Genomic DNA, 15,846 nt, shown 5'->3' with positions numbered 1-15,846 from the left:
ACTGATCATCGCCTTGGTAGGCCTTTACCCTACCAACTAGCTAATCAGACGCGGACTCATCTATCAGCACAAGGCCCGAAGGTCCCCTGCTTTCCCCCGTAGGGCTTATGCGGTATTAGCTTGCGTTTCCACAAGTTGTCCCCCACTAATAGGCAGATATCCACGCGTTACTCACCCGTGCGCCACTCGTCAGCATCTAGCAAGCTAGATCTGTTACCGTTCGACTTGCATGTGTTAGGCACGCCGCCAGCGTTCGTTCTGAGCCAGGATCAAACTCTCCGTAGAAAGTTTAACTTTGTTATATTACTTAATCCCAACTATCTGGTCACAAGACCACTCAAAAATAAACGTAACGTTCATATTATGAACTATAAGCTTACATCAAGTAATCCTACCAAATAGTTAAGGAAAGACTCGATGCGCTCACAGCTCAAGTAAAAATTATATATTGTAAAGAGCAAATCCAGCACCGTAACATGTCACTTTAAAAGTAACCCGTCTCGCTGCGGGCGGCGAACTTTATCGCCTGACTTTAACTTGTCAACATCTTATTTTTAACGCCTACTTAAGACACCAAAAACAACATCCAAACAATCCAAAATCAACCACAAAAAACAACCTCTTACAAAACCGTTTCCTGTGACCCTTCTTACGAAGGGAGGCGAAACATATCGCCTAACTTTAACATGTCAACTGCTTGTTTCTAACGCCGAAATGACAATCAAAAACAGCCAACCAAACTTGATAAAGCACTGCTAAAAAACCTTCTTTATAAACAGCCCCTCCTTGCGAAGGGACGCGAAACTTAACGGCAAGTTTTCATAACACAACACTTTATTTTTAACGGGAGATTTGAGTGTTAGAGACATGTTTCAAGAAGCTATTATAATAGATTGTCATTTTACTTCGATGCACCATAGCATAGTCAAGCCATGCGTCATTGACTAAGCTTGCCCACATGATGCAACAACACTCCAATTTACATACGCAACGCGGTGTAGCCCTAATTATGGTGCTTGGCATGGTCGCCATCATTGCAGCATGGGCAAGTATGGCTGCTTATGAGGATATGATAGCCATTAAACGCGCGACCAATATGCAAGATGAAGTTCGCGCAACCATGGCAAGTGAATCTGCCTTTGAATTGGTCAAGTTATACCTTAAAGAAGATTACAAATTAACAGGTAACGTGGACTCCCTAGAAGAAGACTGGGCACTAGGGCTTCCGCCTTTTCCAATTGACGATGGTATCATTGGCGTCACCTTGGAAGATAGCAACCGCTACTTCAACCTCAACGACTTGGTTGATGATAATGGTGTCGCTATTCAGAAACATGTCGAGCAACTTCAACGCCTTTTCACATTGTTATCCATTGATAATAGCCTCGTAGATGCCTTGGTGGACTGGATGGATAAGGACAATAGACCTTACGGAAGCTTTGGCGCTGAAGATGCCATGTATTATGATAAAGACTACAAAGTAAAAAATGCTCGCCTAGATAATTTATCTGAACTCAAACTTATCTTAGGTTTTAAACCCAACATTATCCGACGCTTAAAACATGTGGCTTGTGTGCATCCAAACACAAAGAATGGAACCACTGCAATCAATATCAATACCGCCCCTGCCAATGTATTGATGGCGCTTTTCCCCAACATGAGCAAACTTGATGTAGAAGCACTGGCAGAAAACATGCCCTACGAAAACTTGAACAGCATAAAAAGCTTACCTTGGGTGGCAGGCGGAGACCTTCCACGCTTGAGTGTAGGCAGCGATACATTTACACTGCGGACACATGCATCATTTGGACGCGCCCAGGTTCGCGAGGAGTATTTATTATTACGTACACAACAGAATGTTCAACTTTTGTGGCGCGAACGCTTGGGTTGGCAGTTTTAAATGACTGAATCATCACTTGCAAGCTTAAGTTGGTGTCCTGCATCCATTGCCATTCGTGATTTTCACGGGCAAATAAACATTATGCCTGTGACGATTGATGATGACACCCATCTACCTCATATTGAACAAACAACACAAACCTTAAGCTGTATTTATTTGCCGCTTGAAAACCTGTTGGTGCGTACTTTCAACTTCCCTTTAAAACACCCTCGTTTTCTTGATGCCAACATGCTTGCCCAAGAGCTTGCCGATAGCGCAGGCATAGAACCTGATGATTGGTGGCTCACTTGGCATGCCAACAGCAACCATGACGGTGGCATATCTGGCATTGTTTTTGCCCTTCCTAAACCACTCAAACATGCCATTCAACAAGACCCCATGTGGCAACATGCGCCCTTCTTACTGATTGATGGTTGGGAACGCCTAAACCACTGCTTAGATCAACACGATGTAGACAATACAGCTATCATTGATGCTGATAGCCAAGGTTTATTTTTAGGCTATTACAAACAAGGCGTATGGTTGGGTATGCGTAGGTTAAACATTGCAACAGATGCAGACATCAACGACCCGAATATTTGCGAACAACTTTGCCATGAAGTAAACCTGTCATTACAAGCCATGGGGTTTGATGCAGAACAACACAACCTCATCGGTCGCATACCTTCAGCCATGAAAAATATGCCGCTCTGCCAAGGGCGTGAACAACTGCAAGTTGAAGAACATCTAGGACAACGACACATCATTAACCTTAATTTACCACTGCCACACAAAAATAATCTGCATACGCTGAATATAAGGCATGGAAAATGGGCTGCAAAAAATCACGGATCCATACCCAAAGTATGGTGGCGATCCATTGGGCTGGCTATTATGGCAAGCATCGTCTGGTTAAGTATTCTAAGCATAGAAAACTACCAGCTTAGGCAACAGTTGGACGCTATGAACAATGAAATCATCCAAGCCTTTCACCGAGGTTTACCACAGCAAACAGTCATCATTGATGCTATGGCACAGCTTCGCCAAGCTACCCATACGGGTGATGATGCCAGCAACAGTAGCCAACATGTTACAACACAACTGAATATTATCAGTGCTGTATTCAAAAAACACCCTTGGCACATGCAAGAATTGCGTATCAACAACAATGAAGTTGTTATATCGGGTCAGGTTAACAGCTTGGATGCATTAAATGACATCAGCAATGCGCTACAAGAAAAACTTGGGCAAAAAGTCAAAATCACCGATACCGACTTAAAGGGTAATGAAGTTACATTCAGGATGCGCTGGTCATGAATATAAGTATGCAAAACCACATCGATAACCTACGCCTCAAGCTGGAAACCTTATGGGATGAAAAACTTGCACCACGCTATGATGCTTTGGGTGAAAGTGAACAGCGCACTGTAAAAATCGCAGCCGTTATGCTGCCACTTATTATCTTCATTTTTGGTATTGTGTTACCTATTCTTGATACCAATAAAGCACTGCATCATGACATCGCAATACTTAGCCAACAAGTTGCCGAGGCAAACCAGCTCGCCGACATCTTAGCCAGAAAACCGAAACAACAAGGCAGCACAAATAACAATAATATTCTAAGCGATGTAGACAAACTAGCACGTCAAACTGGTGTTCGCTCCTATATGACACGTTTGCGCCCACAGCAAGTCATGGGGGCAGGTCAACGTTTGCAAACACAAATCAAAAATGTGCCTTACCAGAAGCTAACCCGTTTCCTCACAACCTTGGAAAACAATGGCTACAACTTAACAAAACTTAAAATACAAGCAGCAGGCATAGGCATTGTACATATGCAAGCAAGTATTGGGCGATAAGATGAGCCAACAGACACCAGCACCCAACTCCAAACGAAAGTTATTGTTTATATTTACTTTTGCTTTACTCACCTTTTCATTGTTGCGCTGGGATATTTCACCTTGGTTATCCACACAAATCCAGCAGGCTGCCAAGCAAGCAGGTGTAAACTTACAGTATGAAAGCATGGCTGTGTCAGGCTTTGGCATTGTGTTTCAACAGCTGCACATCAGCCAAGCAGATAAACAGTCCATTAAGCTGCAAAAACTAGAGGCTAACCTTGCTTGGAATGCACTACTATCCGGTGAACTCGGTGCAAACATTGAAACACTTTGGCAAACCAACCCCATCTCATTCACTGTTATCCAGCAAGGGGATAGCCTACAAATCAATGATATTGATGCGGTAGTGGACATCAGCCGCATCCCAGCACAGCTCATGAGCCAAATCCCCGCCCGTATATCTGGCGTGATTCAAGCTCAGGGTGACATACGCATCAACCCAAACACTCAGCAACTTGAAGCGGGGAACTTGGACATCACATGGAACCAAGCCAAAGCAGGTTTAACCCAGCCTAAGTTTACTTTGGGTGATTACCACATCAAAATCTACAGTGATGCACAAAAAAACCAGCCTTGGCATTGGGATATTTCAGGTGGCTCAGGCGTTACCCTCAAAGGCAATGGCACATTGTTACCTCAACAACCTGACCCCAAGTGGTGGGGTGTGGATGGGCTGATAAACGTCAAGGTTGACCAAACCAACCCTTCCCTTGCCATGATGATGCAGTCTATGATGGGCACCACAGAAGCCAGCCTGCGTATATCAGGCACGCTGGGTAAACCGCGCACGGAGATTGTTCGCTAATGTCATATCTTGTACTGGCACGAAAATGGAGACCACAACGTTTTGCTGATTTAACAGGGCAAGATGTCATTGTGCGCACCCTAAAAAACGCCTTAACAAGCAACCATTTAGCCCATGCATATTTGATGACAGGTATTCGCGGCGTAGGTAAAACAACCATTTCTCGACTCATGGCAATGGCTGTGAATTGCACCCAAGTTGAAGATGGTGAACCTTGCGGCACTTGTGATTCATGCACATCCATTGCCAAAGGCAACAACCTTGATGTGCAAGAAATGGATGCTGCAAGTCACACGGGTGTGGATGATATTCGTGAAATTTTGGATGGTGTGCGCTATCCACCCGTACACTTAAAAATCAAAGTTTATATTATTGATGAAGCACACATGTTGTCCAAGTCGGCGTTTAATGCCTTATTAAAAACACTGGAAGAACCGCCTGAAAATGTGTTGTTTATTTTGGCAACCACAGAATCAGACAAATTACCTATCACTGTGCGTTCACGCTGCCAACGCTTTGACCTGCGTCGCCTCAATGTCGATGAAATCGCCGATTATTTGGCCTATGTACTTCAAGAAGAAGGTATCAACACCCAGGAAGATGCGCTACAAGTGATTGCCCGCTCGGCAGATGGAAGCGTACGCGATGCACTATCACTTACCGAACGCGTCTTAGCCTTTTCCAGCCAAGACATCACCTTAGAAAGTGTGCAACAATCCCTAGGGCTTATTGGCTCTGAACAAACACAACAACTTGCCCATGCTGTGTTGTCAGGTGATGCCAAACAAGCTGTACAAAGCCTGCGCCAATCACGCGAAGTCGGTGTGTCGCCCTCCCACTTATTAAAGTCACTCTCTGAATTATTGCATGAAATGATGTGCTGCAAGCTTGATGCTTCGCTGATGCCACAAAGCATGAGCAGCGCTGCGCAAACATGGGTTCAGCAACAAGCAGACTGTTGGAGTGAGCAAGCTTTGGATATGCGCTATCAAGTATTGATTCATGGCTTGCGCGATTTACCATTGATTGACGAACAACGTGGTGCTGAAATGATTGTGATGCGTTTGGCTCACCTCAATTTTATATCACCACCAGAAAAGGAAATGTCTGCACAAGATATAGCAGAAAAAAAAACGATTAAAAACGTAGAACCTGTAAAAAAGCGTGAATTTACACAAAAGGTGGCTCTAACTGCTACCCAAGAAACAAAACAAACACCTGCGCCACAACACACAGAGCCAGCAACACAAAATAGTTTAGCAAACAGCAATACCCATCAAGAAACTGAAGTGTCTGCGCCTGTATCACCCCCCAATTCATGGGAAGAAGCCATGCAGCAGTATCACCAAATAAAACCAGGTATTGCTGCCATGTTGGAGCATGTGCTCTGCCAGCGTTTTGATGATGATGTTTTGCTTCTATTGGATGCACATCAGCAAGATGCTATCACCAACCAAGATAGGCAGGGTTTTGAATCGTGGTTAAAACGTAAAGTCATCTGGGGAAAACGTACCAATGAAGATGGTGAAAGTTTACTAGAACAAAAAAAGCGTGAAGCCAATGAATACACACGAAAACTTTGGCAAGATGCCGAAAGTGACCCGCATATTCAGGCGCTTAAAGAAGCATTAAACTGTCGATTGGTCAATGTGCGGCCACCAGAAATGCCAAGCACCGAACAAAATGAGGTTGAACTCCCTACTGAGGACGATTGAAATGAACATTCAAGTAACATTCAAAGAAAAAACATACAATTGTGATAGCAGCAGACCTTTATTATCTACCCTGCTCGAACAAGGTGCTTTTGTACCCTACAGTTGCCAAGGTGGGCTGTGCCAAGCTTGCATGTGTAAAGTAACACAAGGGGAAGTGCCTTCTCAAAGCCAAGAACCCTTGGATAAACATTTGCAAGATCAAGGCTGTTTTCTGCCCTGCATATGCAAACCTAGCGAAGATATAAGTATAGAACTTGCCACCAAAGCCAATGTCAGTTTTGCCGAAAAGAATATTTCTGATTTTGCAAGTTACACCACCATGGTGATTGATAAAACATGGTTAAATGATGATGTATTACGCCTTTGTTTGATGCGCCCTGAGCCGCTGCAATACAAAGCAGGTCAGTTTATCAATCTTATCCAACCTGAAACCAAACTCACGCGAAGTTATTCCCTTGCCTCTTTGCCCTGTGAAAATTTTATGGAACTACACATCAAACGTATGCCCAATGGGCGCATGAGTAATTGGTTGTGTGATGAGCTGCAACATGGTGAAAACATTGAAATATCAGGACCATCTGGCGCATGTTATTACCAACAAGCAAAACCAGAGCAAGACATCATTTTAGCAGGTGTAGGCACAGGGCTTGCGCCTTTGTTTGGCATTCTTCGCGATGCTTTAGAATCCAACCACCAAGGTCAAATCCACCTGTTTCATGCCAGCCTCAGTCAAGAAGGTTTGTATTACCAAGATGAAATCCAAGAAATGGTGGATAGTGTAAAAAACCTAAGCTACATTCCGTGTGTACTTCAAGGGACCCCCCCCACAAATGGCAAACAAGGTGCAATCGACCAAATTATCATTGAAACACTTGGTGACTGCGCAGGCAAACGGGCATATTTATGTGGTGATGATGCAGTAGTGCAAACCATGAAAGATACCTTGCTACAACATGGGCTAAGCGAAAATGATATATTAGCTGATGCCTTCACCGCATCAACATAATACATGGCACAGGGTGGAGCCTCCCATTGAACCCCACATAACACGCCGCTTTCGCGTGTTACGGCAGGGAAAATATCACCGCGTCACCTGACGCCAAGCAGCAAGGATAACCTAAAGACATAAATCATCTCGTGTGGCTTTTAACTTCGCTTTATCATCCACAAAAACAACTGGGGCGTAAGTGCATAAACTACGGCATTCAAAGGTTGTAAAAGGAATACCTTTTTCCTTTAAAACATCCACCAAGTCTTGCCCACCATAAGGTTTACAATTCTGCCCTAAACATACTTCTATCTTTGCCATGCGTTACTTTAACCACAGAGAACACAGAGTCACGCGGAGAAAAAAATTGAGAGGAAGTGTGGCTTTAGCCCCGTCTGACCATAAGCATACCCATCTTCATAGTGGCGAGGCTAAAGCCTCACTTCCCTTGTCGAACAACCATACAGCGCTACAGCTACACATATGGTCTTCACACGCGAATATGCTAAGACTTCTCCTTTCCGCTTCACTACAATCAAAATGACAACAATGAACTTTACAACCCAAGGATAGCTACGAGTATAACGCAGTGATTTCCAACCAATCCCTTATCGCCATTCGTCTATTTTATGCAGCCTACTTTGCTGCCATGGGGCTAATCCTGCCTTATTTCCCAGTCTATCTCACGGATTTAGGCATGAGCACCGTATGGGTAGGCATTTTTGTTGGTGCTTTGGCCGCTGCAAAAGTGATTGCGCCTCCACTTGCAGGTTTGCTTTTGGAATACCGAAATACCAATACGCGTACTTTTTTACTGCTCACATCAGGGCTTGCTACATCTGCATCCGCATTACTCATTCCGCATTGGGACATCAATGTATTACTTACAATCGTGATTGTTTTCGGCTTCTTCTGGGCAGCAATCCTACCACTGACAGACGGTCTATCTTTGGTTGTCTCAGAAATATCTATCATGAGTTATGGGCGGTTACGAGTTTGGGGTTCTGTAGGTTTTGTGATTGCATCTTTTGCAGGTGGGCTTTATTTGGTTGGCAACAGCATCAGCCTGTTTCCTTGGATACTCACAAGTTTGTTGGCACTCACCACGCTTGCAGCCATAGGTTTCCCTGACTTATCCACCATCAGCAAACAAAATAACCAACAGCCAAGCTCACAGCCCAATCCCAAAGCTTTGATGTGGCTTCTTTTTATCGGCTTCTGTATGCAGGCATCGCATGGAGCATATTATGGTTTCTTTAGTTTATACATGATTGATGCGGGTTATTCGGGCGCTGAAATTGGCTTTTTCTGGATATTAGGTGTGCTCGCAGAGATATTATTGATGTGGTACTGGAGTAAATCTATCCAAAAAGCATCGCCTGTTTGGGTGCTTGGTTTATGTCTGCTTCTTGCGTCACTGCGTTGGTTTGGGCTTGCCATCACCACCAATATTGTGGCAATTTTATTACTACAACTCTTGCACGCAGCCAGTTTTGCAGCTTTTCACTTATCTGCGGTAGCTTGGGTGCGTAAGTTTGCTCAACCGCATCGTCAAACATCAGCCCAAGGCTGGTACAGCTCTATCGGTTTTGGTTTAGGTAGCACCCTTGGCATCATGCTTTGCGGTATGATTGTTGAAACACAAGGTTATGCCGCTGCATTTTATGCATGTACTTTTATCGCACTATTGGGTTTACTTGCAGTATGGAAACTCAAACAGGCAAACACAATGACATGAGCCAACATTTACATGTACTTGGCGTATGCGGCACCGCCATGGCTGCCATTACTTCCCTTGCCAAAGCAAAAGGCTGGAAAGTAACCGGTTCAGATGCCAACGTTTACCCACCCATGTCAACCTACCTTGAAGATTTGGGCGTTGAAATTGCCACATTCTCCGAAAGTAACTTACAACCCACCCCTGACCTTTGTTTGATTGGTAATGCCATGAGTCGGGGCAATGTAGAAGTAGAATACATCCTAAATCATGACTTACCCTATATGTCAGGCCCTGAATTTATCGGGCGTTATATTTTACCCCAAAGACATGCTGCCGTGGTCGCAGGCACACATGGTAAAACATCCACATCTTCCCTTTTAGCATGGGTATTGGAAGAGGCAGGAAAACAGCCTGGTTTTATGATTGGTGGTATCCCTGAAAACTTTGGCGAAGGCGCAAGAATTGGTCACTCTTCCCCTTTAAGCCCCTTTGTCCTTGAAGGGGATGAATACGACACAGCCTTCTTCGACAAACGCTCCAAATTCATCCATTATCATGCCAAAACTCTCATTTTAAACAACCTAGAGTTCGACCATGCAGACATCTTCAAAGATTTGAATGCCATCAAGGTCCAATTCAACCATTTGTTGCGCACCATCCCTGAAACGGGAAACATTATCGCCAATACTGATGATGCCAATATCATGGATGTGCTTGAACAAGGTGTATGGACACCTGTCACCACCTTTGCTGAGTTTGGTAGCAGCATCAAAACCGACTGGCAGTGGCAAGCTTTACAAGAAGATGGTTCACATTTTAAACTGTATCATCATGGACAAGCCTGCCTTGAAGCCAAGTGGAATAGCATAGGTAAACATCATATAGCCAATGCCTGTGCCGTGGCAGCTGCCGCAACACATATGGGTGTAAGTTTAACGGACATTCAACAAGCATTTGAAACATTTAAAGGTGTACGCCGTCGTATGAGCAAGGTTGGCGAGGCAAATGGCATCACCATTTATGATGATTTCGCGCATCATCCTACGGCTATCAAAGGCATTGTGGATGCGGTCAAATCAAGTCTGAGCAGCGGTAAACTTTGGGTGGTGCTTGAGCCACGCTCCAACACCATGCGCATGAAAATTCACCAAAACACATTGCCACAGTCACTAATATCCGCAGACCATGTCATCTTCTCACCACCATCCCATCGCAATATACAAGAAAATGATGTGTTGGATGTCAACCAAGTCTGCCAAACGCTAAATACACAACATATTGATGCCCAAGTGCTTAAAACCACAGATAAAATTATCCAACACATCAAAAATCATGCAAAAGCCAATGATATTGTGTTAATTCTATCCAATGGTGGCTTTGAGAACATTCACCAACGTTTGCTCATAAGTCTGCAATAAAGCCTTCGCCTTTATCGGCGATAGAGTAATCAAGCAGGAGAACGCATGAATATCAAACAACTTATGAGCAAGCGTATTAGCACTGTATCGCTTGGTGACACCTTAAAAACAGTGCAAAACAAACTCAAAAATACGGGGTATCACCATCTGCTGGTTGTGGAAGATAAAAAGTTGTGCGGCATTATATCCGATAGAGACTTATTCAAAGCACTTAGCCCTAACCTTGATACCATCAATGAAACATTCAAAGATTTATCCACTTTAGATAAAAAAGTGCATCAAATCATGTCCCGAAAACTTATCACATCAACTTTAGACGCGAACATTTATGATATTATCAGCCTACTGAATCAACATAATATTTCATGTATTCCCATCGTTGATGAGCAACAAGTACCTGTGGGCGTCATCACTACCCGCGATATTCTCAAAGCACTCGATCATCAGCATAAAAATCAGTAACCACCGTTTATCTCAAGTAAAAAAGCAAAGCTTGGCGAAAGCCATAAAGGAGTTTATGTTGCGGCGATGCCTAGGAGCCTGTTGGACTTATGTTAATCTGCCACAAAAAACACTTTTATTATCATGAATAAACCCATACAAAAAAGTGATATGCACTTTGGTGAATTCATTGCTTTGATGGCATTATTAATGTCACTCATGGCGCTTTCTATTGATATTATGTTGCCTGCCATGGCTCAAATTGGGCAAGACTTACAAGTTGCCCACAGCAACGACAATCAACTCATTATTTCACTGCTCTTTTTAGGTTTTAGCATCGGTATGATTTTTTATGGCCCATTATCCGACAGTTTTGGCCGAAAACCTGCTATTTACCTTGGTCTTTCCATTGCCATTGCTGGCTGTATCATTTCCCTTATTTCCGAATCTTATAGCATTATGCTTTTGGGTAGGTTTCTACAAGGTTTAGGGCTTGCTTCTGCACGCATTATCACGGTCGCTTTAGTACGTGACTTATACCATGGTAATGAAATGGGAAAAGTGATGTCATTGATTATGTCGCTGTTTATTCTTGTGCCCATTTTAGCCCCTGCATTAGGGCAAGCTATTCTATTTATCGCACACTGGCGCATGATTTTTGTATTTATTTTAGCCTTAAGTGTTCTAGTACTGGTTTGGTTTGTTATTCGACAAGTTGAAACCATTCATCATGAAGACAAAACCCCTTTCTCGCTGAAAAACATCGGAAAAAACCTATGGCTTATTCTTAAGAACAAAGAAGTCATGGCATACACCGTGATGTCAGGTTTTGTATTTAGCGCATTCTTGGGTTACCTCAATTCCTCCCAACAAATCTTTCAAGAGCAATATCATCTGGGTGTAATGTTTCCTCTCTATTTTGGTGTATTGGCGATTTCTGTTGGCCTCGCATCCTTATTAAATGCCAAGTTGGTGATGAAATATGGTATGCATGATATGTCAAAGTATGCCTTATTCACGATTAGTGCCGTTTCCATCATTTTCTTTTGGTTTAGTAGCAAGTCCAATGGTAACCCAGCCCTTTGGCAGCTTATGGTGTACTTGGCTATCGTATTGTTTTGTTTTGGCATTTTGATGGGTAATTTAAATGGGCTTGCGATGGAACCATTGGGACACATGGCAGGCATTGGTGCATCTTTGGTGGGTGCAGTGTCCACATTTATTGCTGTTCCTTTTGGTGCAATCATAGGGCAAAGTTATGCGCAGTCTGTACTACCTTTGGTTTCAGGTTTTATCACCTTTAGTCTATTATCTTTACTGGTGATGTTTTGGCTTAAACATCAAAAAGATGATATTTAATGCATATTAATCTTGAAAAGATTCACGATTATGTACATGAGCATATGCCGCTGACCAACGCCCTAGGTGCTAAAATCAAAGGTTATGATGGTAAAAAAGTTTCATATCCACACCGCTTGCACCCAACCTTAATCATAGGGACACAGCTTTTGGTGACAGTCTGTCTGCATTGGGTGTGTTATCAGGTTGGGCATTATTGTTTATCAAACTCAAAGAAGAAAATATAAGCTGCCGTTTGGTCATTCAAAAAAGTAGCTTTGACTTTAAGAACCCTATACCTGATGATTTCACAACCATTTGCCATATGCCTGATACACAAACGTGGTGTAAGTTTATAAAAACATTAAAGCGACATGGTAAGGCTCGCATCAACGTAGCATCAGAAGTGATTAGCCCTGAATCAGGCATAGGCGGCACACACCAAGGTGTATATGTAGCCTTAATTTTAGACGACAAAGGATAACACCATGCAACATAGTATTGTTCAAATTCAACAACTACCCCACGGTGAAGGTTTAGAGCTTCCCTTTTATGCTTCGGCACAAGCTGCAGGCGCAGATCTAAGAGCAGCCATTGATGAAGATATTGTGCTCACACCGGGTGAATATAAACTGATTAAAACAGGTTTTGCCATGGCCTTGGCAGATGGCTATGAAGCACAAATTCGTCCACGCTCTGGGCTTGCCTATAAACATGGAATTACCGTGCTTAACTCACCAGGTACGATTGATGCTGATTATCGCGGTGAAGTGGGTGTAATTCTCATTAACCACGGTAAAGAACCTTTTACCATCACCAGAGGTGAACGCATTGCACAAATGGTGATTGCCCAATTTGTGCAAGCTGATTTCCAAGCCGTCACTGAGCTTTCTGAAACCGTACGCGGTGAAGGTGGCTTTGGCAGTTCTGGTCGCAAGTAATGAACCATCCAGTCATTCCCGCGCAGGCGGGAATCCAGTTGTCCGATTTAGACTATGTTATGACATGGATTCCCGCCTGCGCGGGAATGACGGATAAGTAATTAGATGTCTATGCGAATAGCTTTTTTTGGGGGCAGTTTCGACCCGCCACACTTGGGTCATAAAGCTTTGGTGGATAGCGCACTTGCGCAGTTAAACCTTGATAAAATTTGGGTGATTCCTGTGGGTTTACCTGTTCACCGCCAACTTTCAGGCAAAGCAAGCCCAAAACAACGGCTATCATGGCTTTCCACTATTTTTGCTGATGAACCGCGTGTGCGCATTGTTGATTGGGAGGTTAATCATACAAAACCCAGCCCTGCTATTGCCACATTACGCCGCTTTCAAGCTGAAAATCCAAACATCATACCGATATGGCTTATGGGTTTGGATTCCTTTTTAGACATGCCAAACTGGGTAGAATACCCTGAGCATCAAAAGCTATGTAACCTTGCTGTTTTTCAACGAGAAAACATAAAAAAAACCGTAGAAACAATGGGTTGGAAAGGAACATCCACTTTAAATCATAGGCTAGATGCAGGGCATGTTATTTTTATCAACCAAACTTTGCCCGATATTTCCGCCACCCAAATTCGCAACAATCCCAAGCTTCAGCAAAAATATTTGCATCAAGATACCTGCAATGCCATTTTAGCATGTTATGCTTCGGGTGAATTCAACAAAGAGAGAACAACATGAGTGAAGTAAAAACATTGGAACAACTAAATGCAGAGGTGATTGAGGCCATTGAAGATAAAAAGGGGTTGGACATCATTACCCTTAATGTTCAAGGTCGCTGCAATTTTGCCGACCAATTTATCCTAGCCACAGGCAGAACCGACCGCCAACTTAAAGCACTTGCCAATGGTGTGCGTGAAGTTGGGCATAGCAATGGTTTAACAGCGCGTGTCGATGGCATGGAAGCATTGGAATGGTTGGTGGTTGATTTGGGTGATATTATTGTTCATTTATTCCTTCCAGAAGTTCGTGAATCTTTCCAACTTGAACGCCTTTGGAGCACACCAGAGGATGAACAAACAAAAGCATGAAATTAAGGCTATTGGTGGTTGGCAAAGCAGGCAAAGATTTTCGTGATTATGAAGCATCACTAAAAAAACGCCTGCAAAGTGCGCACCAGTTTGAGATTGTTGAACTGCCTGAAAGCAAAGCCAAACAACTCAACCAAATCAAAGCCGATGAAGCCAAACATATCCTTAAAGCTGCACAACAAGGTTTTATACTGTTTGATGAAAAAGGAAAATCATTCACCAGTATGCAATGGGCAGATTTTTTTAAAACACAAGTTGGCAATGCCAGCATTGATTTTGTGATTGGTGGTGCGGCTGGTGTATCCGATGAAGTTCGCCAACAAGCCAAACACACTTGGTGCTTATCCAAATTAACTCTGCCACATCAATTGGCACGAGTATTGGTTATTGAACAGCTCTACCGTGCTTTTTCTATTATCCAAGGGCATCCTTACCACAAAGTATGAAAACTTTATCTGCATTTTTATTGGCATTCATCTTATGCACAGCGGTCAACACCCCTGCCCTTGCTGCCCGTGATGTTAAAAGTGAGCTGCAAAGTATTCAAAAGCAACGTCAATTGGTGAAAAATGCACAGCAAGCTTTAAATAAGGAGCTTGGTAGTGTTGGTAAAAGCCTAAAAAAACTGGATATGGCATTGCTTAAAGCGCGTAAAGCATATTGGCAAGTTCGCGATGACATCAAAGCTGTTGATAAGCGCATTAGCAAATTAGCAAAAAAGAAAAAGAACATTCAAAAAACAATTGAACAACTACAGCGGCAAATGCTCAAAGAAGCCTCCACTGCTTACCAGCATGCAGGCAGCCAATCCATTTGGGTGGATGTGCTTTCAGGCACATCTATTACCGAGATACCCCACCGCCAGTTTTTATTGAAATCAGCCATGTTATCCCAAGAAGAAGACCGCAAGCTTTGGCGCAAAACCATTGAAGAACTCGCTGTGATTGAACAAGAAGAAAAAGCTAATCGCGAGCAACTGCTTACTTTGCAAGACGAACGTAAGCAAGCAGAAGAGGATTTGGTCAACAAGCTTCATGCAAAGAAAAAAGCTGCCCAGCAATTACGCGCTGACATCAAGAAAAAGAAAGCACAAGACCGACGTTTGGCAAAACAAGAAAAAGCATTACAACGCTTACTTAACGGCTTGGGTGACACACTTCTTGCCAGTGACAAACAAGGAAAAACAACCTCAATCCGCAGACAAAAAGGTAAACTTGCTTGGCCGCTTCAAGGTCGCGTACTTATCGGCTTCAAACAAAAAACCAGCACTGGTGTGCGTCTTTCAGGCGTACACATCGCACCCAAACACCGCTCCCCACAAGGTCGGTTGGTACATGCTCTCGGTGAAGGGCAAGTGCGCTATGCCGATTGGTTCGGTGGGTACGGACTGATGATGATTGTTGATTATGGGCATGGTATTATGGCAGTGTATGCACACAATGATGCGCTGTACAAACAACTGGGCGACTGGGTAGAAAAAGGCGAGGTTCTCGCTGAGGCAGGTAGTACTGGTTGGATTGAAGATGTACGTTTATACTTTGAGATTCGAGACAAAGGGCGACCTGTTAATCCTGCAAAATGGTGTAAGAAATAACCCATACATGAGGCAAAA

Annotated in this window: 17 protein-coding genes and 1 rRNA gene (1 of these 18 cut by a window edge); 16 read left to right on the top strand and 2 right to left on the bottom strand. The window is 43.4% G+C overall.

What is annotated here, in order from left to right; all coding sequences use genetic code 11:
* Positions 1-285, bottom strand: a 16S ribosomal RNA gene (locus DM09_RS10435) (it extends 1,256 nt beyond the left edge of the window).
* Between the two features lie 673 nt (positions 286-958).
* Here DM09_RS10435 and gspK point away from each other — a divergent pair.
* From gspK to DM09_RS10405, 6 genes are read left to right on the top strand one after another with little or no spacing between them, the layout of a single operon-like run.
* Positions 959-1,900, top strand: a complete 942-nt coding sequence (gene gspK / locus DM09_RS10430; RefSeq protein ID WP_038250879.1) for a type II secretion system minor pseudopilin GspK — start codon at positions 959-961, stop codon at positions 1,898-1,900.
* Positions 1,901-3,196, top strand: a complete 1,296-nt coding sequence (locus tag DM09_RS10425; RefSeq protein WP_038250877.1) for a GspL/Epsl periplasmic domain-containing protein — start codon at positions 1,901-1,903, stop codon at positions 3,194-3,196.
* Complete coding sequence (gene gspM / locus DM09_RS10420; RefSeq protein ID WP_038250875.1) at positions 3,193-3,738, top strand: type II secretion system protein GspM; 546 nt, start codon at positions 3,193-3,195, stop codon at positions 3,736-3,738. Before DM09_RS10425 ends, gspM begins: the two co-directional genes overlap by 4 nt.
* Position 3,739: 1 nt before the next feature.
* Entirely contained in the window at positions 3,740-4,585 is an 846-nt protein-coding gene (locus DM09_RS10415) for a translocation/assembly module TamB domain-containing protein (protein ID WP_038250872.1), read from the top strand.
* The gene (gene dnaX, locus DM09_RS10410) at positions 4,585-6,300 is read left to right on the top strand and encodes a DNA polymerase III subunit gamma/tau (RefSeq protein ID WP_038250870.1); all 1,716 of its coding nucleotides are present in this window, start codon (positions 4,585-4,587) and stop codon (positions 6,298-6,300) included. Before DM09_RS10415 ends, dnaX begins: the two co-directional genes overlap by 1 nt.
* A gap of 1 nt (position 6,301) precedes the next feature.
* Positions 6,302-7,306, top strand: a complete 1,005-nt coding sequence (locus DM09_RS10405) for an FAD-binding oxidoreductase (protein ID WP_038250867.1) — start codon at positions 6,302-6,304, stop codon at positions 7,304-7,306.
* A gap of 111 nt (positions 7,307-7,417) precedes the next feature.
* Here DM09_RS10405 and DM09_RS10400 read toward each other — a convergent pair whose 3' ends face one another.
* Positions 7,418-7,609, bottom strand: a complete 192-nt coding sequence (locus DM09_RS10400) for an NADH-quinone oxidoreductase subunit NuoE family protein (RefSeq protein ID WP_038250863.1) — start codon at positions 7,607-7,609, stop codon at positions 7,418-7,420.
* Between the two features lie 268 nt (positions 7,610-7,877).
* On the opposite strand from DM09_RS10400, the gene DM09_RS10395 reads away from it, so the two are divergent.
* The 10 genes from DM09_RS10395 to DM09_RS10350 all read left to right on the top strand — a co-directional run bounded on the left by DM09_RS10395 (position 7,878) and on the right by DM09_RS10350 (position 15,828).
* Positions 7,878-9,026 carry an MFS transporter gene (locus DM09_RS10395; protein ID WP_051938399.1) on the top strand — a complete coding sequence of 383 codons (1,149 nt, stop codon included), beginning with the start codon at positions 7,878-7,880 and terminating at the stop codon, positions 9,024-9,026.
* Complete coding sequence (gene mpl, locus DM09_RS10390) at positions 8,993-10,426, top strand: UDP-N-acetylmuramate:L-alanyl-gamma-D-glutamyl-meso-diaminopimelate ligase (protein WP_232507818.1); 1,434 nt, start codon at positions 8,993-8,995, stop codon at positions 10,424-10,426. The genes DM09_RS10395 and mpl overlap by 34 nt, the downstream gene beginning before the upstream one ends.
* 45 nt (positions 10,427-10,471) lie before the next feature.
* The gene (locus DM09_RS10385) at positions 10,472-10,888 is read left to right on the top strand and encodes a CBS domain-containing protein (RefSeq protein ID WP_038250860.1); all 417 of its coding nucleotides are present in this window, start codon (positions 10,472-10,474) and stop codon (positions 10,886-10,888) included.
* Positions 10,889-11,011: 123 nt separating this feature from the next.
* A complete protein-coding gene (locus DM09_RS10380; protein ID WP_051938398.1) occupies positions 11,012-12,226 on the top strand; it encodes a multidrug effflux MFS transporter in 1,215 nt (404 codons plus the stop codon).
* A 103-nt stretch (positions 12,227-12,329) separates the two neighbouring features.
* Entirely contained in the window at positions 12,330-12,689 is a 360-nt protein-coding gene (locus DM09_RS10375; RefSeq protein WP_318024172.1) for a YiiD C-terminal domain-containing protein, read from the top strand.
* 4 nt (positions 12,690-12,693) lie between these two features.
* Positions 12,694-13,146 carry a dUTP diphosphatase gene (dut, locus tag DM09_RS10370; RefSeq protein WP_038250857.1) on the top strand — a complete coding sequence of 151 codons (453 nt, stop codon included), beginning with the start codon at positions 12,694-12,696 and terminating at the stop codon, positions 13,144-13,146.
* A gap of 105 nt (positions 13,147-13,251) precedes the next feature.
* A complete protein-coding gene (gene nadD, locus DM09_RS10365; RefSeq protein WP_051938397.1) occupies positions 13,252-13,884 on the top strand; it encodes a nicotinate (nicotinamide) nucleotide adenylyltransferase in 633 nt (210 codons plus the stop codon).
* Entirely contained in the window at positions 13,881-14,234 is a 354-nt protein-coding gene (gene rsfS / locus DM09_RS10360) for a ribosome silencing factor (protein WP_038250855.1), read from the top strand. Before nadD ends, rsfS begins: the two co-directional genes overlap by 4 nt.
* On the top strand, positions 14,231-14,680 hold the full coding sequence (locus DM09_RS10355) for a 23S rRNA (pseudouridine(1915)-N(3))-methyltransferase RlmH (protein WP_038250852.1): 450 nt from the start codon (positions 14,231-14,233) through the stop codon (positions 14,678-14,680). Before rsfS ends, DM09_RS10355 begins: the two co-directional genes overlap by 4 nt.
* A complete protein-coding gene (locus DM09_RS10350) occupies positions 14,677-15,828 on the top strand; it encodes a murein hydrolase activator EnvC family protein (RefSeq protein WP_038250849.1) in 1,152 nt (383 codons plus the stop codon). Before DM09_RS10355 ends, DM09_RS10350 begins: the two co-directional genes overlap by 4 nt.
* The last annotated feature ends 18 nt before the right edge of the window (positions 15,829-15,846 follow it).

The sequence above is a fragment of the Ghiorsea bivora genome (assembly GCF_000744415.1).
Lineage (GTDB): Bacteria > Pseudomonadota > Zetaproteobacteria > Mariprofundales > Mariprofundaceae > Ghiorsea > Ghiorsea bivora.
The sequence above is the reverse complement of the archived record's forward strand: the minus strand, read 5'-3'. Positions and strand labels throughout refer to the sequence as shown.